Raw genomic sequence first — 17,038 nt, forward strand, 5'->3', positions numbered from 1 at the left:
GACGCTAGCGCGCACCCTCTTCACCCCACCACCACCCGACGTAGGGTCGAGGCGTGACGACGACCAACGACGCCCTCTCCCAGCTGCGAGCCCTCGCACGCAAGGGCGTGGACTGGGGCGCACGCACCGGGGCCGTCGTCCGGACCGGCGACGGGCACCGGCCGGCGTCCGTCCTCGTCCTCCTCGGACGCCTCGACGGCGTGCCCGCGCAGCACGACACGCCGCTCGTCCCGGCCGACCTCGACGTGCTCCTCGTGCGGCGCGCCGCAACCCTGCGCCAGCACGCGGGCCAGGTCGCGTTCCCCGGCGGGCGCCAGGACCCCGAGGACTCCGGACCTGTCGCAGCAGCGCTGCGCGAGGCCGAGGAGGAGACGGGACTGGACCCGTCGGGCGTCGAGGTGCTCGGGACGCTCGGGCCGCTGCCGTTGCCCGTGAGCGACCATCTCGTCACGCCCGTGCTCGCGTGGTGGGCACGCCCGACCCCCGTCGCCGTCGTCGATCACGGCGAGTCCGCGCAGGTCTTCCGCGCGCCCGTCGCCGACCTCGTCGACCCCGCGCACCGCCGCACCGCGACGCTCACGCGTGGGCGGCGCACGTACCGGGGGCCCGCGTTCCTCGTCGGCGACAACCTCGTGTGGGGCTTCACGGCGCTCGTCCTCACCGAGCTGCTCGGAGCGCTCGGCTGGGACGAGCCGTGGGACCAGGCGCAGCTCGTCGAGGTCGACGCGTGACGCAGGCTCCCCCGGCCGACGTCGACGTCACCGCCGAGCTCGTCCGCGCGCTGCTCTCCGAGCAGCACCCGGATCTTGCCGACCTCCCGCTCGTCGTCGTCGCCCACGGCTGGGACAATGTCGTGCTGCGCCTCGGTGACGCGCTCGCGGTGCGCGTCCCGCGACGCACCGAGGCTGCGGGGCTCGTCGCGCACGAGCTGCGCGCGCTCCCCGCGATCGCCGCGCAGCTGCCCGCTACGGTGCCTGCGGCCGTGCGCGCGGGGGGCCCTTCGGCCGCGCTCGGATACCCGTGGGTGTGGGCCGTCGTGCCGTGGACCGAGGGCGTCGTCGTCGCCGACCTCGCCCGCCCGGCACGCGCGCAGCTTGCGGAGCCGCTTGCCGACGTGCTCGTCGCCCTCCACGTCCCCGCGCCGGCGGACGCGCCGCACAACCCTGTGCGCGGGGTCCCGCTCGCGACGCGCACCGGCGCCGTGCGCGAGCGCCTCACCCGTCTCGCAGCACCGGGCGGCTACCTCGCGACGTCGGGGCTCGTGCCCACTGCGCCCACGGACGACCGGCGTGCCGAGGTCGCAGCGCTCCTCGCGCGGCTCGAGCGGATGTGGGACGACGGCCTCGCAGCACCGGTCCACGCGGGCCCGCCGCTGTGGGTGCACGGCGACCTCCACGCCGCGAACCTCGTCGCGACGCCTGACTCGCCCCACACGCTAGCTGCGGTCGTCGACTGGGGCGACGTCACCGCAGGCGACCCGGCGACCGACCTGGCGATCGCGTGGCTCGTCCTCGACGCACACGCACGCCGCCGGTTCTGGGACAGGCTCCGAGCCGGAGGCCACCCGGCCGCCGACGACTGCGATGCGCGCGCCCGCGCCCGTGCGTGGGCGCTCAGCATGGCGACGGCGATGGCCGAGCACGCCGCGCCCGGCACGGGCCACCACGCGCTCGCGACGGGCGCGCTCGCCGAGCTGCTCGGGCTGCCCGCGCCCGTCGGCTCGCGCTGAACCGCCTGGCGGCCGCAGCGACGAGCCCTGGGCGCTGCGCGCTCGACGATCGCGTGAGGCTGCGCGGTCAGCCCTCCGCGCGGTGGTCCATGACCCCGGACGTCACGGTCGCGTAGGAGGCCCGCAGGATCTCCTCGAGGACGTCCGCGTCGACCTTGTCGAAGTTCGTCACGTACACGCACGCCGTCGTGGCGCGGTGCGGGCCGAGCCTGGCGAGTCGATCCGCGTGCGGCCCCGTGCCCTCGGCGAGGTAGATCGTCGTCGCGGCCTTGCGCGGCGAGAAGCCCGCGGCAGGCGCCTCACCCGTGCGCCCCGAGTCGTACGCGTAGGCGTAGCGGCCGAAGCCGACGATCGTCGGTCCCCACATGACGGCTTCCTCCCCCGTCACCCGGACGAGGAGGTCGTGCAGCCGCCACCCGTCACGGCGGCGGACAGGGTGCTCGACCGCGTCGAGGAACGCGCCGACGGACGCGACGGTCGGCTGGGTGAGGTTCTCGGCCATGCCACGAGTCTGCCGTGCCGCGAGCGTCCCGCGCGAGAGTGCCAGCGACGGTGCGGTCAGCGCGGGTCGTCGACCGCCGCGAGGAACACGGGCCAACCCGTCGTCGAGTCGGCGACGGTGACGAGGAACGGGCGGTCGACGTGCAGCTCCACGGGCGGGACGACGGGCGCGCTCGCCACGCGCACTCCGATCTCGGTGACCGCTGCGGCTCGCGTCCCGTCCTCGTCGAGCCGCAGGACTGCCTGCTGGACCGCCTGGCCGACGAACCCTGGGTCCGCCTGCTCCGCGAGGATCTGGTCGATGCCTGAGCGTTCCGGGGACATGAGGTGGCCGAGCCCCGCGGCCTCGAAGGCGCCCACGAGGTCGACCTTGCTCGTGAGGTCCACCCGCGGCAGCCACAGCTCGACGGCCGGGGGTGCGGCCGCGTCGAGCGCAGCCGTGAGCCGGCCGAGCACGCCGCGGTCGGGGCGACGCACATCCGTGCCTGCAGGCGGGACGACGACGTCGGTGTGCAGGCCCGGCCCGTCCGTCGTCGCGTAGCGCAGGCGCACCGCCTGCCAGCCGTCGACCGTCGCGTGAGCGGCCTCGCGCTCCCCGCGCATCGTCGGGACCTGCACGACCGTGCCGTCGGCCAGGTGGAACGGCGCGTCCGACGTCAGCCGCGCGTCGAAGGGCCGCTGCCAGCGGGCGGCGAGCGCCACGGCGTCCTGGAGGACCATGACGAGGTCCCGGTCCGGGGTCATGGCCGAGCGTTCGACGAGTCCGCCCGTGTGCTCCGCCACCCAGGCGTGCAGGGGGTCGAGCCCGGCCGACGTCGCGAGGTCGGTGCGGAGCACCCCCGCGCCGTAGACCTGCCACAGCGTGTCGAGGTACGGCTCCGCGGCGACCTCTCCGTCGTCGACGACGACCTGGCTCGCCTGGTGCACGACCGCGCGGTCCGGCAACTCGTCCGCGCCGACGAGCGCCGGGTCGCCGTCGTACGCGCCGAGCGACGCGCGCAGCGCGACGACCGCGTCCCGTCGCGCGCTACCGCGCGCACCCAGGGCGTCCTCCGTGCGTGCGAGGCCGGCGCCGCTCGACCCGTCGGCGAGCATCGAGAGCGCGACGTAGAGGCTCGACGGCGACACGGCGGCACCCTTGCCCGGGTCGGCCCCGGCGAGGGCAGCGAGCCCGAGGGTCCACGTCGCGTCGACCGCGGGACCGACGTCGACGCCCGCGCGCGCGTCGAGCCGGACGCCCTGGCCGACGTGCACGCCGACGGCCGTCCTGTCGCCGTCCGGGCCGATCGTGGCGACCTTGCCGGGGCCGCAGGCACCGAGCGCGAGGGCCGCCACCACGGCGAGGGTCGTGCACGTCGCGGTACGCCGCGCCGACCTGCCCTTGCTGCGCATGTCCGTCATACCCGTCCTGTGTCTCGTCACCCGCGCGGCTTGCACGTGTGCCGTGACGAACGAGGACGGGGCGCCCACCGTGCGGTGGACGCCCCGTCGGGGTCGTGCGTGCCGGGCCCAGCGTTCAGCGGGGCCCGCGTGCGTCAGGCCTCGACGAGCGAGCGCAGGACGTACTGGAGGATGCCGCCGTTGCGGTAGTAGTCGGCCTCTCCGGGGGTGTCGATGCGGACGACCGCGTCGAAGGCGACGACGGAGCCGTCGGCCTTCGTCGCCGTGACCGCGACGGTGGCGGGCGTCGTGCCCTCGTTGAGCGCCGTGATGCCCGCGATCGCGAACGTCTCGGTGCCGTCGAGGCCGAGGCTGTCGGCCGTCTGGCCCGCGGGGAACTGCAGCGGGAGGACGCCCATGCCGATGAGGTTGGAGCGGTGGATCCGCTCGAAGCTCTCGGTGATGACGGCCTTGACGCCGAGGAGCGCGGTGCCCTTGGCAGCCCAGTCGCGCGACGAGCCGGAGCCGTACTCCTTGCCGCCGAGGATGACGAGCGGGGTGCCGGCCGACGCGTAGTTCTGCGCCGCGTCGTAGATCGCAGCCTGCTCGCCCGTCGTGAAGTCGAGCGTGTAGCCGCCCTCGACGCCGTCGAGGAGCTGGTTGCGCAGGCGGATGTTCGCGAACGTGCCGCGGATCATGACCTCGTGGTTGCCACGGCGTGAGCCGTAGGAGTTGAAGTCACGACGCTCGACGCCGTGCTCGGCGAGGTAACGGCCGGCCGGCGAGTCGACCTTGATCGCGCCCGCGGGCGAGATGTGGTCGGTCGTCACGGAGTCGCCGAGCTTTGCGAGGACGCGGGCACCCGCGATGTCGGTGACCGGGTCCGGCGTCATCGTCATGCCCTCGAAGTACGGGGGCTTGCGGACGTACGTGGAGTCGGCGTCCCACTCGAAGACGTCGCCCTCGGGCGTCTGCAGCGCGCGCCACTTGTCGTCGCCCGCGAAGACGTCCGCGTAGTCGTCCTCGAACATCTTGCGGTCGATCGACGCGTCGATCGTCTCCTGGACCTCCTCGGCCGACGGCCAGATGTCGCGCAGGAAGACGGGCGTGCCGTCGGTGTCGCGGCCGAGCGGCTCGGACTCGAAGTCGAACTCCATCGTGCCGGCGAGCGCGTACGCGATGACGAGCGGCGGCGAGGCGAGGTAGTTCATCTTGACGTCGGGGTTGATGCGACCCTCGAAGTTGCGGTTGCCCGAGAGCACCGAGACGACGGCGAGGTCGTGCTCGTTGACGACGGCAGAGACCTCGTCGGCGAGCGGGCCCGAGTTGCCGATGCACGTCGCGCAGCCGTAGCCCACAAGGTGGAAGCCGAGCTTCTCGAGGTACGGCCACAGGCCGGCCTTCTCGTAGTAGTTCGTCACGACCTGCGAGCCGGGCGCCATCGACGTCTTGACCCAGGGCTGCGCGACGAGGCCGCGCTCGACGGCCTTCTTCGCGAGGAGGCCTGCGGCGAGCATGACCGACGGGTTCGACGTGTTGGTGCACGACGTGATCGAGGCGATCGCGACAGCGCCGTGGAAGAGCTCGTACGTCTCGCCCTCGGGGGTCGTCACGGGGAACGTCGGACGGATGTTCGCGCCGTGCGAGGGGGCGTCGGACGCGGGGAACGACTCCTCCTCGGCCTCGTCGACCGCGTCGACGAGGCCCGGGGCGTAGTTCCGCAGGTCGCGCTCGAACGCCGTCTTCGCGTGGGAGAGCTCGATGCGGTCCTGCGGGCGCTTGGGGCCGGCGATCGAGGGGACGACCGTCGAGAGGTCGAGCTCAAGGTACTCGGAGTACACGGGCTCGACGTAGGTCTCCGACGACGGGTCGAGCCAGAGGCCCTGCTCCTTGGCGTACGCCTCGACGAGCGCGAGCTGCTCCTCGGTGCGGCCGGTGAGGCGCAGGTAGTCGAGCGTGATGCCGTCGATCGGGAAGATCGCGGCGGTCGAGCCGAACTCGGGGCTCATGTTGCCGATCGTCGCGCGGTTCGCGAGCGGCACCTGGGCGACGCCCTCGCCGTAGAACTCGACGAACTTGCCGACGACGCCGTGGGCGCGCAGCATCTGCGTGATCGTGAGGACGACGTCCGTGGCCGTGACGCCCGAGGGGATCTGGCCCTTGAGCTTGAAGCCGACGACGCGCGGGATGAGCATCGAGACGGGCTGGCCGAGCATGGCCGCCTCGGCCTCGATACCGCCGACGCCCCAGCCGAGCACGCCGAGGCCGTTGACCATCGTCGTGTGCGAGTCGGTGCCGACGCACGTGTCGGGGTAGGCGCGCAGGACGCCGCCGACCTCGCGCGTCATGACGACGCGGGCGAGGTACTCGATGTTGACCTGGTGGACGATGCCCGTGCCCGGGGGGACGACCTTGAAGTCGTCGAAGGCCGTCTGGCCCCAGCGGAGGAACTGGTAGCGCTCGTGGTTGCGCTCGTACTCGATCTCGACGTTGCGACGGAACGCGTCGGCACGGCCGGCGACGTCGATCTGCACGGAGTGGTCGATGACGAGCTCGGCCGGGGCGAGCGGGTTGATGCGGGTCGCGTCGCCGCCGAGGTCGGCGACGGCCTCACGCATGGTGGCGAGGTCGACGACGCAGGGCACGCCCGTGAAGTCCTGCATGATGACGCGGCCAGGGGTGAACTGGATCTCCGTGTCCGGCTGCGCGTCCGGGTCCCAGCCCGCGAGGGCGCGGACGTGGTCGGCGGTGATGTTCGCACCGTCCTCGGTGCGCAGAAGGTTCTCCGCGAGCACCTTGAGCGCGTACGGAAGGCGCTCGACGCCCTCGACGGCGCTGAGCCGGAAGATCTCGTACGAGCTCCCTCCGACGTCGAGCGTTCCCTTGGCACCGAACGAGTCGACTGTGCTCACGATGACTCCTCACTCCTCACGATCGTCCGTGGCGAGCGAGTGCTCCGCTCACGGGTCTGGGCTGCGAGGCTGGGCCCCGCGTCGACCGTGGGCACGCGTCGGCCTCGGCGGTGTCCACGGTCGCTCCACACTACCATTTATCTTGACGTCAAGATAAGTCACGCCGTGCTGACGTTATTCCTCATCGTCCCAGCCACCGGACCTCCCGTCACGGGCTGTCGCCCGCTCCCCGGCCGGTCAGGCGCGGTCGAGCACCGCGACGCACTCGACGTGGTGCGTCATGGGGAAGAGGTCGAAGGCGCGCAGGCCCGAGAGCTCGTAGCCGGCCTCGGCGAGCAGGCCGACGTCCCGCGCGAGCGCCGCGGGGTCGCACGCGACGTAGACGACGCGCCGGGGAGCAAGCCCCGCGATCGCGTCGACCACCCCGCGCCCGGCGCCGGCGCGCGGCGGGTCGAGCACGACGACGTCAGCACCCCCTGCGGCGCCGTGCTCGCCCGAGGCGAGCACGCGTGCGACGTCCCCGACGTGGAGCTCGACGTTCGGTGCGTCGTGGAGCGTCCGGCGCGCGTCGCGCACGGCACGCTCGTCACCCTCGACAGTGACGACCTGGCCCGCGGTCCCGACCGCGTCCGCAAGGGGCGCGGAGAAGAGGCCGGCGCCCGAGAAGAGGTCGACGACACGCCCGCCGTCGACGTCGCCGACAGCGTCGAGCACGGCCGCCGCGAGCAGCCCGGGCGCCTCGCGGTGCACCTGCCAGAAGCCGTCGGCCGCGACGCGGTAGGAATACTCGCGTCCGCCGACCTCGACCGTCTCCACGACAGAGCGCCGCGCGTTGGGACGCTGGTCGGGCGTGCCGAGGTGGCCCGGTACGCCGTCGACGAGCAGGAGCCCCGGTGCGCCCCCCGCGGGGGCGACGACCTCGAGCCGTGAGCCCGGACGCCACCGGCGCGAGAACACACCCTCGGCGCGCGCGAGCGCCGCGACCTCCGCGGTCGCGAGCGGCATCGAACGCAGGGGGTGCACGTCGTGCGAGCGGTGCCCGAGCATGCCCGCGTGCCCCTCGTCGTCGGCCACGAGGTCGATGCGCGTTCGCCAGCCGAGGCCGCCACGCTCGTCGTCGCCCGGCGCGGCCTCGACCGTCACGTCGCGGTCGAGCCGCGCGAGGCGCGCGAGCTGCTCAGCGACGACGGTCGCCTTCCACGCACGCTGCGCGGGCAGCGCGACGTGCGAGAGCTCGCCGCCGCCGACGCCGCCCGGGCCGGCCTCGGGCCACGCGGACGCGACCCGGTCCGGGCTCGCCTCGAGCACCTCGACCGCGTCGCCGCGCCAGAAGCGGTCCTTCTCCCCCGCCTGGACGAGCCGCACGCGTACGCGCTCACCGGGCAGGGCGTGCCGCACGAAGATCACGCGACCCTCGTGCCGCGCGACGCAGTGACCGCCGTGCGCGACCGGCCCGACCTCGACCTCGACGAGCGGGAGGTCGGCGGGGGCGGCGGGACGCGGCGGCCGTACGCCCCGGCGGGCGCCGGGGCGCGCCGGGGACGAGGGGGTGCGGTCGGAGTCGCGGGACGGACGTGCGGGGGTCATCGAGAAGGGCCCTTCGGGGGGTAGAGCTGCGCGTCGGGAGCCGCGCTCGCGACCGAGGACGCGAGGCGCCACGGCACGGAGGCGACGACGACGCCGGGGGTGAACAGGAGACGCCCCTTGAGCCGCAGCGCCGACTGGTTGTGGAGCAGCTGCTCCCACCAGTGACCGACGACGTACTCGGGGATGTAGACGACGACGAGGTCGCGCGGGCTCTCGCGCCGCACCGAGCGCACGTACGAGAGGACGGGCCGCGTGATCTCGCGGAACGGCGAGTCGAGCACGCGGAGCGTCACGGGCAGACCGAGGGTCTCCCAGCGCTCGACGAGCGCCGCCGAGTCCGCCTGGTCGACGGCGACCGTCACGGCCTCGAGAGTCGAGGGACGCGTCGCGCGGGCGTACGCGACGGCACGCATGACGGGCTTGTGGATCTTTGAGACGAGGACGATCGCGTGGACGCGGCTCGGCAGCGCGCGCTCGGTGTCGACGTCCTCGTCGAGCTCGAGCTCGGCCGCGACGGAGTCGTAGTGGCGCCGGATCTTGCGCATGACGACGAACGCGACGGCCATCGCGAGGATCGCGATCCACGCGCCGTGGAGGAACTTCGTGAGGAGCACGACGACGAGCACCGTCGCCGTGAGCGAGAACCCGACGATGTTCACGGCGCGTGAGCGCTTCATGCGGGAGCGCACAGCCGGGTCGTACGCGAGGCGCAGCGCGGTGGTCCAGTGCCGCACCATGCCGAGCTGCGACAGCGTGAAGCTCACGAAGACGCCGACGATGTAGAGCTGGATGAGCCGGGTGACCTGGGCGTCGAACGCGACGATGAGGACGATCGCGCCGATCGCGAGCGAGATGATGCCGTTCGAGAACGCGAGCCGGTCGCCACGCGTGTGGAGCTGGCGCGGCAGGTAGCCGTCCTTGGCGAGGATCGACCCCAGGACGGGGAAGCCGTTGAACGCGGTGTTCGCCGCGAGGACGAGGATGATCCCCGTGACGGCCGAGAGCAGGTAGAACATCGGCGGGAAGTCGGCGAACACCGTGTGCGCGAGCTGCGAGAGGACGGGCACCTGGACGTAGCCGACGGGCGCATGGCCGTCGATGAGCAGGTCTCGCGCGGGGTCCTCGACGTACGTCGCGCCCGTCTGGATCGCGAGCAGGAGGATCGAGCCGAGCATGAACGCCGAGATCGCGCCGAGCATCGCGAGCGTCGTCGCGGCGTTGCGCGACTTCGGCGTGCGGAACGCGGGCACACCGTTCGAGATCGCCTCGACGCCCGTGAGGGCCGCGCAGCCGGACGCGAAGGCGCGCGCCACGAGGAAGGCACCCGCGACGCCGACGAGGCCCTGCTCGTACGCCGCGTGGGGGACGACCTCGAACCGCGCCGACTCGGCCTGGCCGAGCGTGCCTGTGACGAACTGAACGAAGCCGACGACGGCCGTCGCGCCGACCGCGATCATGAAGAGGTAGACGGGTACGGCGAAGAGCCTGCCCGACTCCTTGACGCCCCGGAGGTTCATGAGCGTGAGGACGACGACGAGCCCGACGGCGATGAGCGTCTCGTGCCCGCGCAGCGCCGGGATCGCGGTCGCGGCGTACTGGGCGCCCGACGAGATCGACACCGCGACCGTGAGGACGTAGTCGACGAGCAGCGCGCTCGCGACAGTGAGGCCCGACGTCTTGCCGAGGTTCTCCGTCGCGATCTCGTAGTCGCCGCCGCCCGAGGGGTAGGCGTGGACGTTCTGCCGGTAGGACAGCACGACCGTGACGAGAACGAGGATCACGCCGAGGCCCACCCACGGCGAGATCGTCGTCGCCGCGATACCCGCCAGAGCGAGGGTCAGGAGGATCTCGTCCGGGGCGTACGCCACCGACGAGAGCGCGTCCGACGCGAAGATCGGCAGGGCGATGCGCTTGGGCAGCAACGTGTGGCCGAGGCCGTCGCTGCGCATGGGCCGCCCGAGGAGGAGACGCTTACCAGCGTCCACGATGTCCGACACAAGGACCCATGCTAGGCCCGCGCGGCCACTCATGGAGCATGTGCACCGCGAGCGTCCCGACACGGGACGGTCGACAGGGACGCACGACCCCCGTGGGGCATACGCTCGTCCCGTGCACTTCGTCATCATGGGCTGCGGCCGGGTCGGGGCGACGCTCGCCCAGTCGCTCGAGCGCAACGGCCACTCCGTCGCCATCATCGACCAGAACCCCGAGGCGTTCCGGCGCCTGCCGGCGACGTTCTCCGGCAAGAAGGTCACGGGTGTCGGCTTCGACCGTGACACCCTCTCGCAGGCCGGGATCGACGAGGCCTACGCGTTCGCCGCGGTGTCCGACGGCGACAACTCGAACATCGTCGCAGCACGCGTCGTGCGCGAGACCTTCGGCGTCGACAACGTCGTCGCCCGCATCTACGACTCCCACCGCGCCGAGGTCTACGAACGGCTCGGCATCCCCACGGTCGCGACCGTGCGCTGGACGTCTGACCAGGTGCTGCGGCGCATGCTGCCCCTGGGGACGAGCGACGAGTACCGCGACCCGACGGGCTCGGTGCGTCTGTGCCAGGTCGACCACCACCCCGGGTGGGTGGGCCGCCGTCTCTCCGCCCTCGAGCGTGCGACGGGCGCTCGCATCGCGTTCGTCACGCGCTTCGGCACCGCCGAGCTGCCCGCGCCCGAGTCGGTGCTCCAGGACGGCGACCTCGTCCACGTCCTGGCCCGCACGCTCGACCTCGTCGAGGTCGAGCGCATCCTCACCCACGCCCCCGAGCAGGAGGACTGATGCGCGTCGTCATCGCCGGAGCCGGATCCGTCGGCCGGTCGATCGCCCGCGAGCTCCTCGGGCGTGACCACGAGGTCACGCTCATCGACCGCTCCCCCACGGCCATGCGCGTTGCGCAGGTCGCCGACGCGGACTGGCTGCTCGCCGACGCGTGCGAGATCTCGACGCTCTCCGAGGCGAAGGTCGACGGGTGCGACGTCATCGTCGCAGCGACGGGCGACGACAAGGCGAACCTCGTCATCTCCCTGCTCGCGAAGACCGAGTTCGGCGTGCCGCGCACGGTCGCTCGCGTCAACAACCCGAAGAACGAGTGGATGTTCGACGAGTCGTGGGGCGTCGACGTCGCGGTGTCGACGCCGCGCATCATGACGGCGATGGTCGAGGAGGCCGTCGCGGTCGGCGACCTCGTGCGGATCTTCACGTTCCACCAGTCCGGCGCGGACATCCACGAGATCACGCTGCCGCACGACTCCCACCTCGTCGGCGCGCGGGTCGGCGCGGTCGAGTGGCCGGCGGACTGCGTGCTCGCGGCCGTCGTGCGGGACACGACGCCGATCGCGCCGGCGCCCGACGACACGCTCGAGGCCGGCGACGAGCTCCTGCTCGTCACGGGGCAGGGCGCGGACCTTGCGACGCTCCAGTCGCTGCTCGCGGGCACGCAGGGCGCTGCGGCGTCCTGATCCTCGCGCACGCGGTCTGAGGGCGTCCCGCGCGGGACGCCCTCAGACCTGCTGGGACGCTCTCAGACCTGCTCGGGCGTCGTCCGCCGCAGGACGGGGTGCACGACGACCCACGTCCCCCACAGGGTGAGCGCCCACAGCGGCACGCCCATGACGAGGTGCGCGATGCCGAGCCACTCGGTCGTCGCGTCAAGGTAGAGCGGCGTCTTCACGGCGAGCCGTACGCCGAAGAGCGCGACCCAGAACCACGTGGCGATCGCGTAGCGACGCATCGCGACCGCATCGGTGCGCCACGCCGTCCAGCCGCCGAAGACGTCGCGGAACGACGGCTCGGGCGCATCCTCGGCCTTCGTCCCCTCACGCGTCGTGGCGAGTCCTGAGCGCATGAGCTCGACGACGACGCCGACGCCGGGCCAGCGCACGAGGATGCTCACGAGGCACACGAGCAGGTAGGCGGCGTTCGTGAGGAGCGAGAAGAGGAAGTAGTCCTCGACGTCGCCCGAGCGCCAGGCCCAGAGGACGCCGATCGCTACGCCGAGCACCCCGGAGAACGCCTGGGTGACGGGCGTGCGCTGGACGAGCCGCACGACGACGGCGAGCAGTGCCACGCCGAGAGCCGAGAGGATCGTCGGCATGAGCTCGCGCGTCGCGATGAAGACGACGACGAAGACGACGCCCGGCAGGAGAGTCTCGACGACGCCGCGGACGCCGCCGACGGACTCGGTGAGCGAGAACTCCTGGGCCGTGAGCTGACGCATGCCGCGCGCGGGAGCGTCGGGAGCGGGCCCGTCCGGCTGCGCGTCTGCGGCGTCGGGCGCCGTCGGCGCGTCGGGCTCGGGAGGTGTCGTGGTCACGCGGGGGTCCTTCCGGTGGCGGCGTGCGCCGGGTCGACGACGTCGCAGGGCGTCGGTCTCAGAGCTGGGCGTCTGCGGCGGCCACGAGCTCGTAGCGCGGGTTGTAGATGACCCGGCGGCCGTCGACGACGGAGACAAGGCCACGTACACGGACACGACGTCCCGGGTCGATGCCGGGGATGCGGCGGCGACCCAACCAGCGCAGCTCGACCGAACCGGAACCGTCGTAGAGCTCTGCCTCGACGACCTGGACCCTCTCGGAGGGTCGCAGGATGACCGAGCGCAGGACGCCCGAGACGACAGCGGTCTCGCGCGTCGGGACGTCGGCGACCGCCGTCGTCCCGACGCGCGCTGCGCGCAGGCGCTCCTCGTCGGCCTCGACCTCGTCGCGGCCGGCGACGAGCGACCTCAGCGCGCTGCGGAGGGACACGTCAGCCGATCTGCGTGATCTCGGGTCCGCGCTCGGGCGGGGTGAGCGGTGCCGGCTTCTCGGCCTCTTCCTCGACCTTGAGGACGCCACCGCCACCGCCACCGGCGCCGATGCGCGGCTCGTGCAGCTCGAGGAGCTCGCGCGGCGCACGGGCGGAGTCGTCGCGCACGACGACGGTCTCGCGGAAGATCGCCTCGACCGCGGCGGCGCCGTCGGTCGCGATCTCGGCGGGCCCGTTGATGACGCCGCGGAGGAACCAGCGAGGGCCGTCGACCCCGAGGAAGCGGATGACGCGGAGCGTCCGCGACCCGTCCTCCTCGCGGAACGAGGCACGGGCGAGGAGCTCGCGGCCGAAGGGACCGACGATGTCGTCGACCTTGGCGCCCTGCTCGGCGAGCGACGCGCCGATCTCCTCGCGGATCTCGTCCCAGATGCCCTGGGTGCGCGGGGCGGCGAACGCCTGCACCTGGAGGCTCACGCCGTCGACGTGGATCGAGACGCCGGCGGTCTGACCCGTCGCCTTGTCGACCTCCATGCGCATCTGCATGCCCGGGACACCCGGGAGCCACACCGCACCGAGGTCGATGCGGCCTTCGTCGTCCGCGACTTCGGCGCGGTCCCACGGACCGTGCTCACGCGCCTCGGCGACCTCGTCGCGCACCTCGACGACCGTCTCCTCGACGGGCGCCTCCTCGCGCTTCGCGTTCGTTCCTCGTCGACCGAAAAGACCCACTCGTCCCAACTCCGTCCGTCCGGGCGCCCGTGAGGCGCACCGCTCAAGCCTATGCGTTCGGGAGGGGCCGTGTCCCCACCCGCTCCGGGGTCAGGCCCCGGCCCACCCGCCCGACGAGCCGAAGCCGCCCTCGCCACGGTGGGACCCAGGAAGCCGCTCGGCACGCACGAAGCGTGCCCGCTCGACCTTCTGGACGACGAGCTGTGCGATCCGGTCGCCACGCCTGAGCGTCACCGGCACCGCCGGGTCGGTGTTGTGGAGCGTCACCGCGATCTCGCCGCGGTAGCCCGCGTCGACGGTGCCCGGGGCGTTGACGATCGTCACGCCGTGACGCGCCGCAAGACCCGAGCGCGGGTGCACGAACGCCGCGTAGCCGTCCGGCAGCGCGATCGAGACGCCCGTCGGGACCGTCGCCCGCGCCCCGGGCGCGAGCTCGACGTCGACCCGCGCCACGAGATCCGCGCCCGCGTCGCCCGGGTGGGCGTACGACGGCTCGGGAAGCTCGGGGTCGAGCATGACGAGAAGGATCTCGAGGTCGCCCCCACCGGGGCCCGTTGCGTGCGTCACGCCCGGCATCGTAGCCCGGCACGCGGCCCGGACGCGCATGCGGGGCTGGCATGCTTGGGGCATGAGCAGCACGCGCATCCCCACGACAGCGCCCGCCACGTACCGCGAACGGCTGCTGCCCGGGCCGGCGGGCATCGGCGCGGCCGTCCTCTTCGCCGTCATGTGCGGCGTCGTCGTCCTCGTCTCGAGCGCCGTCGCGGCGATCGCGACGACCGTCGTCGTCCTCGTCGCCGGGATCGTGCTCGTCATGGTGACCTCCCCCGTCGTCGAGGTCCGCGGCGGCGAGCTCCGCGCGGGCCACGCCCACATCCCCGTCGCCCTGCTCGGCGACGTCACCGAGCTCGACGCAGCGGGTGTGCGTTCCGCGCTCGGCCCCGGCTTTGACCCGCGCACCTACGCGTGCCTGCGCACCTGGACGAAGGGCGCGGTCACCGCACCCGTCGTCGACCCGGCCGACCCGACGCCCTCGTGGCTAGTCTCGACCCGTCGACCCTCGGCCCTGCGCGCCGCGATCGAGGCGGCACGCACCGCCTGAGCACCACCACGTCCGGAGCCTGGGCGCTGCCCACCGACGACGAGAGCCGCGGACCCGAAGGTCCGCGGCTCTCGTCGTCGGTGCGCGCCCGCTCAGGCAGCGCACTCCGTGCAGACCTGCTGGCCGTTCTTCTCGTAGGCGAGCTGGCTGCGGTGATGCACGAGGAAGCAGCTCGAGCAGGTGAACTCGTCGGCCTGCCGCGGCAGGACACGGACCGAGAGCTCCTCGCCCGAGAGGTCTGCGCCGGGGAGCTCGAAGCCCTCGGCCGCCTCGGTCTCGTCCTCGTCGACGACGCCCGAGGACTTGTCGGACCGCCGCGCCTTGAGCTCCTCGAGCGAGTCCTCCGAGAGGTCTTCCTCGGTCTTGCGCGGTGCGTCGTAGTCGGTTGCCATCTGTCGCTGTGCTCCAGTCGTCGTTCGTCCGGGACCGTGTTCGGCGGTCCCGCCTTGGTGCTGCACGGTCCGACGGCCCCGCAGGGCGACGATCCGATTCCCCCACCGCAGCGCGTGCAGCGGCGAAGGGGATTGTGCACCATTCGGCGCGCCGATGCACGTGTGCCCCGACCCAGAGTGTCGGTGACGGGGGTGCGTGGCGCACGCACGGTCCCGTTCCCGGGGTCCGTCGCCCGCCCAACGCGCGGCCGCGCGCCGTTGTTCCCGAGCCGGTCCCGCCCTCGGGTGCGGTCGGTCACACCCCCGCGCGGAACCCCGGGGTGATCCCGGGGCGACGACCCACCTCGAGACGGGCGAGCAGGGGCTCGAGCACGTCGAGCGTGCCCGCCGGACCCGCGACGACGAGGCCGCGGTCCGGCGCTCCCCCGTCCGTCCCACGGACCACGCCGCCGGCCTCCTCGACGACGAGCGCGCCCGCCGCGTGGTCCCACGGGGAGAGGCCCTCCTCGTAGAACGCATCGACACGACCATCGGCCACACGGCACAGGTCGAGGGCCGCCGAGCCGAAACGACGCACGTCGCGCACGTGCGCGAGCAGCTCGCCCACGCTGCGGCCCTGGCCGGCCCGCAGCGCGTCGTCGTAGTGGAAGCCCGTCGCGACGAGCGCGTGCCGCAGGTCCGTCGCCTCCCGGACGCGGACGGGCGCCCCGTCGCGCGTCGCGCCACGTCCGCGCGCGGCCGACCACGTCGTGCCCGTCGGGATCTCGCACACGGCCGACGCGAGCAGCCGCCACGTCGCCGGGTCCGGCTCGCCGAGGACGACGGCGACCGACACCGAGCACGAGCCGAGCCCGTAGAGGTAGTTGACCGTCCCGTCGATCGGGTCGACGACCCACGTGAGGCCGCTCGTCCCGTCGGTCGCGCCGCCCTCCTCCCCGAGGATCGCGTCGTCCGGGCGCCACCGCGCGATCTCCGACCGCAGGTGCTCCTCGGCCGCGCGGTCCGCGCGCGTGACGACGTCGAGGTCGTTCGACTTCGTCGCGGCGACCTCGACCGTCGCGGGCGTCTGCGCGCGCACACGCTCCGCCGTCGTCGTCGCGAGGTGCTCGCACAGGGTCCGCAGTCCCGTGAGCGTCGTGTCGCGCGGAATCGTCGTCATGAGGTGCTTCCCGTCCCGGCCTGGCCGTCGTCGGCAGTCCGTGCGTCGCGTCGGCCGCGGGAGGGCGACCCCCCTCCGAGCCGACGCAGTCGGCGCGGAGGCCGCCGTGGCAGCCCGAAGCCCTTCCACGGCCCCGGAGCCCGCCACCGCATGCGCAGCGAGACGAGCCGGAACCCGAAGATCGCGAGGCAGATGAGCCCGCCCGTGAGGTAGTTGAGATGACCGGTCATGCCGACCCACGCCGCGAGGATCGCGCCGACCGTCGCGGGGATCGCGTAGAGCTCGCGGTCGCGCAGGACGATGGGGGCCTCGTCGACCAGCAGGTCGCGGACGAGGCCGCCACCGATGCCCGTGAGCATGCCGACGAACACCGCCGCGAGCGGCCCCACCCCGTACTCGAGGCCCTTGTGCGTGCCGATGACGACGAACATCGCGAGCGCGCCTGCGTCGAAGACGATGATCGCGCGACGCAGCCGGTCGAGCCGGACGTGGAAGAGGTGGACGAGCGCGCCCGCGAGGAGCGCTGCCGTGACGTACTTCCAGCTCGTGATGCCCACCGGGGGCACGGCCCCGATGAGGACGTCGCGCAGCAGACCGCCGCCCAGACCCGTCACCCACGCGAGCAGCAGGACGGAGAAGATGTCGAAGTTCTTGCGGACGGCGGCGAGGGCGCCCGAGACGCCCGCGAAGAAGATCGCGGCAAGCTCGAGCCACACGTAGGCGTCGTCGAGCAGCGCGGTCCCGTTGATCTCGAGGTGCACGCGCCTATTCTGGCAGGCGCTCGCACCCTGCTCGTGCGCGGCG

At 73.1% G+C, this 17,038-nt stretch carries 17 protein-coding genes; 5 read left to right on the forward strand and 12 right to left on the reverse strand.

What is annotated here, in order from left to right; all coding sequences use genetic code 11:
* The first annotated feature begins 53 nt into the window (after positions 1-53).
* A complete protein-coding gene (locus G7063_RS08465) occupies positions 54-731 on the forward strand; it encodes a CoA pyrophosphatase (protein WP_166414007.1) in 678 nt (225 codons plus the stop codon).
* Positions 728-1,729, forward strand: a complete 1,002-nt coding sequence (locus G7063_RS08470) for a phosphotransferase (protein ID WP_166414008.1) — start codon at positions 728-730, stop codon at positions 1,727-1,729. Before G7063_RS08465 ends, G7063_RS08470 begins: the two co-directional genes overlap by 4 nt.
* Before the next feature lie 67 nt (positions 1,730-1,796).
* Here the strand turns inward: G7063_RS08470 and G7063_RS08475 are convergent, their stop codons facing one another.
* The 5 genes from G7063_RS08475 to G7063_RS08495 all read right to left on the reverse strand — a co-directional run bounded on the left by G7063_RS08475 (position 1,797) and on the right by G7063_RS08495 (position 10,106).
* Positions 1,797-2,231 carry a DUF1801 domain-containing protein gene (locus G7063_RS08475; protein ID WP_166414009.1) on the reverse strand — a complete coding sequence of 145 codons (435 nt, stop codon included), beginning with the start codon at positions 2,229-2,231 and terminating at the stop codon, positions 1,797-1,799.
* A 56-nt stretch (positions 2,232-2,287) separates the two neighbouring features.
* Entirely contained in the window at positions 2,288-3,631 is a 1,344-nt protein-coding gene (locus G7063_RS08480) for a serpin family protein (RefSeq protein WP_206188127.1), read from the reverse strand.
* A 134-nt stretch (positions 3,632-3,765) separates the two neighbouring features.
* Complete coding sequence (gene acnA, locus G7063_RS08485) at positions 3,766-6,522, reverse strand: aconitate hydratase AcnA (protein WP_166414010.1); 2,757 nt, start codon at positions 6,520-6,522, stop codon at positions 3,766-3,768.
* Positions 6,523-6,759: 237 nt separating this feature from the next.
* Complete coding sequence (locus tag G7063_RS08490) at positions 6,760-8,109, reverse strand: class I SAM-dependent RNA methyltransferase (RefSeq protein WP_166414011.1); 1,350 nt, start codon at positions 8,107-8,109, stop codon at positions 6,760-6,762.
* A complete protein-coding gene (locus G7063_RS08495; protein WP_166414012.1) occupies positions 8,106-10,106 on the reverse strand; it encodes an APC family permease in 2,001 nt (666 codons plus the stop codon). Before G7063_RS08495 ends, G7063_RS08490 begins: the two co-directional genes overlap by 4 nt.
* Positions 10,107-10,233: 127 nt before the next feature.
* Between G7063_RS08495 and G7063_RS08500 the strand changes: the two genes are divergently transcribed.
* Together G7063_RS08500 and G7063_RS08505 are read left to right on the forward strand one after the other, a co-directional pair.
* Positions 10,234-10,884, forward strand: coding sequence for a TrkA family potassium uptake protein (locus tag G7063_RS08500; RefSeq protein WP_166415276.1), 651 nt, complete (start codon positions 10,234-10,236; stop codon positions 10,882-10,884).
* Positions 10,884-11,564, forward strand: coding sequence for a TrkA family potassium uptake protein (locus tag G7063_RS08505; RefSeq protein ID WP_166414013.1), 681 nt, complete (start codon positions 10,884-10,886; stop codon positions 11,562-11,564). Before G7063_RS08500 ends, G7063_RS08505 begins: the two co-directional genes overlap by 1 nt.
* Before the next feature lie 62 nt (positions 11,565-11,626).
* On the opposite strand, the gene G7063_RS08510 is transcribed toward G7063_RS08505, so the two are convergent.
* The 4 genes from G7063_RS08510 to dut all read right to left on the reverse strand — a co-directional run bounded on the left by G7063_RS08510 (position 11,627) and on the right by dut (position 14,157).
* Positions 11,627-12,418 (reverse strand): DUF3159 domain-containing protein, encoded by a 792-nt coding sequence (locus G7063_RS08510; protein WP_240916006.1) that lies wholly within the window; start codon positions 12,416-12,418, stop codon positions 11,627-11,629.
* 58 nt (positions 12,419-12,476) lie between these two features.
* Positions 12,477-12,848, reverse strand: a complete 372-nt coding sequence (locus G7063_RS08515) for an OB-fold nucleic acid binding domain-containing protein (RefSeq protein ID WP_166414014.1) — start codon at positions 12,846-12,848, stop codon at positions 12,477-12,479.
* A gap of 1 nt (position 12,849) precedes the next feature.
* Positions 12,850-13,581 carry a DUF3710 domain-containing protein gene (locus G7063_RS08520; protein WP_166414015.1) on the reverse strand — a complete coding sequence of 244 codons (732 nt, stop codon included), beginning with the start codon at positions 13,579-13,581 and terminating at the stop codon, positions 12,850-12,852.
* A gap of 90 nt (positions 13,582-13,671) precedes the next feature.
* Entirely contained in the window at positions 13,672-14,157 is a 486-nt protein-coding gene (gene dut, locus G7063_RS08525; protein WP_166415278.1) for a dUTP diphosphatase, read from the reverse strand.
* A gap of 52 nt (positions 14,158-14,209) precedes the next feature.
* Here dut and G7063_RS08530 point away from each other — a divergent pair, with 52 nt between their 5' ends.
* Complete coding sequence (locus G7063_RS08530) at positions 14,210-14,683, forward strand: DUF3093 domain-containing protein (protein ID WP_166414016.1); 474 nt, start codon at positions 14,210-14,212, stop codon at positions 14,681-14,683.
* A gap of 92 nt (positions 14,684-14,775) precedes the next feature.
* Here G7063_RS08530 and G7063_RS08535 read toward each other — a convergent pair whose 3' ends face one another.
* From G7063_RS08535 to G7063_RS08545, 3 genes are all read right to left on the reverse strand, one after another.
* Entirely contained in the window at positions 14,776-15,075 is a 300-nt protein-coding gene (locus tag G7063_RS08535) for a DUF4193 domain-containing protein (RefSeq protein WP_102508472.1), read from the reverse strand.
* A 295-nt stretch (positions 15,076-15,370) separates the two neighbouring features.
* Entirely contained in the window at positions 15,371-16,234 is an 864-nt protein-coding gene (locus G7063_RS08540; protein ID WP_166414017.1) for an inositol monophosphatase family protein, read from the reverse strand.
* The gene (locus tag G7063_RS08545) at positions 16,231-16,995 is read right to left on the reverse strand and encodes a trimeric intracellular cation channel family protein (protein WP_240916007.1); all 765 of its coding nucleotides are present in this window, start codon (positions 16,993-16,995) and stop codon (positions 16,231-16,233) included. The genes G7063_RS08540 and G7063_RS08545 overlap by 4 nt, the downstream gene beginning before the upstream one ends.
* Positions 16,996-17,038 lie beyond the last annotated feature (43 nt).

The organism is Sanguibacter sp. HDW7, assembly GCF_011300875.1.
Classification (GTDB): domain Bacteria; phylum Actinomycetota; class Actinomycetes; order Actinomycetales; family Cellulomonadaceae; genus Flavimobilis.

What these genes read in the sequence shown, in the direction of transcription:
- G7063_RS08475 (WP_166414009.1), bottom strand. Translation starts at nt 2,231, where the DNA reads ATGGCCGAGAACCTCACCCAGCCGACCGTCGCGTCCGTCGGCGCGTTC.
- G7063_RS08480 (WP_206188127.1), bottom strand. Translation starts at nt 3,631, where the DNA reads ATGACGGACATGCGCAGCAAGGGCAGGTCGGCGCGGCGTACCGCGACG.
- G7063_RS08490 (WP_166414011.1), bottom strand. Translation starts at nt 8,109, where the DNA reads ATGACCCCCGCACGTCCGTCCCGCGACTCCGACCGCACCCCCTCGTCC.
- G7063_RS08500 (WP_166415276.1), top strand. Translation starts at nt 10,234, where the DNA reads ATGGGCTGCGGCCGGGTCGGGGCGACGCTCGCCCAGTCGCTCGAGCGC.
- G7063_RS08505 (WP_166414013.1), top strand. Translation starts at nt 10,884, where the DNA reads ATGCGCGTCGTCATCGCCGGAGCCGGATCCGTCGGCCGGTCGATCGCC.
- dut (WP_166415278.1), bottom strand. Translation starts at nt 14,157, where the DNA reads ATGCCGGGCGTGACGCACGCAACGGGCCCCGGTGGGGGCGACCTCGAG.
- G7063_RS08530 (WP_166414016.1), top strand. Translation starts at nt 14,210, where the DNA reads ATGAGCAGCACGCGCATCCCCACGACAGCGCCCGCCACGTACCGCGAA.
- G7063_RS08535 (WP_102508472.1), bottom strand. Translation starts at nt 15,075, where the DNA reads ATGGCAACCGACTACGACGCACCGCGCAAGACCGAGGAAGACCTCTCG.
- G7063_RS08540 (WP_166414017.1), bottom strand. Translation starts at nt 16,234, where the DNA reads ATGACGACGATTCCGCGCGACACGACGCTCACGGGACTGCGGACCCTG.